Consider the following 547-nt stretch of genomic DNA (forward strand, 5'->3'; position numbering starts at 1 on the left):
GTCACATCGAGCTTGTCGATGCGGCCCTTGATAATTTCACTTATTTCGGAAGGATTGAGTTGCTGCATTGCTCTGCTGCCCCTTCAAACTCAAGATTTCAATGCTTCGGCAAGGTTCGCGAGTTTGCCGCGAACCGAGCCATCGATTACCAGGTCGCCGGCGCGGATGACAATGCCCCCAATAAGGGATTTGTCTTCCTCGACTTGCAGGCGCACTTCCCGGTTGAGTCGTGCACTGAGAACCTTGGCGAGTTTGTCTTGCTGTTCTTGGTTCAATGCAAAAGCACTGGTGACTTCAACGTCTACCGATTTCTCTTGTTCGGCCTTGTACAGGTCAAACAGAGCGGCGATCTCCGGCAACAGCGGGAGACGGTCGTTTTCGGCAACGACGTTAATGAAGTTCTGTGCCTTCACATCAAACTTGTCGCCGCACACGTCAATAAACGTGGCGGCCTTGTCTGCGCTCGTCAGTCGCGGGGCCTTGAGCACGCGCTGCATGGTGTCGTCTTGCGACACTGCTGCAGCCAGGCCGAGCATGGCTGTCCAAG

2 protein-coding genes are annotated in these 547 nt (G+C 54.7%); both read right to left on the reverse strand.

What is annotated here, in order from left to right:
- Window positions 1-68, reverse strand: a 68-nt coding sequence (locus tag ACIQU2_RS28605) for a hypothetical protein (RefSeq protein ID WP_403145910.1), incomplete at its 3' end; no start/stop codon positions are given.
- A gap of 21 nt (window positions 69-89) precedes the next feature.
- The coding region (locus ACIQU2_RS28610; RefSeq protein WP_403145898.1) for a F0F1 ATP synthase subunit delta at window positions 90-547 on the reverse strand (458 nt) is incomplete at its 5' end.

Origin of the sequence: Pseudomonas sp. NPDC098740, assembly GCF_044760065.1 — a bacterium.
GTDB lineage: Bacteria > Pseudomonadota > Gammaproteobacteria > Pseudomonadales > Pseudomonadaceae > Aquipseudomonas > Aquipseudomonas rossensis.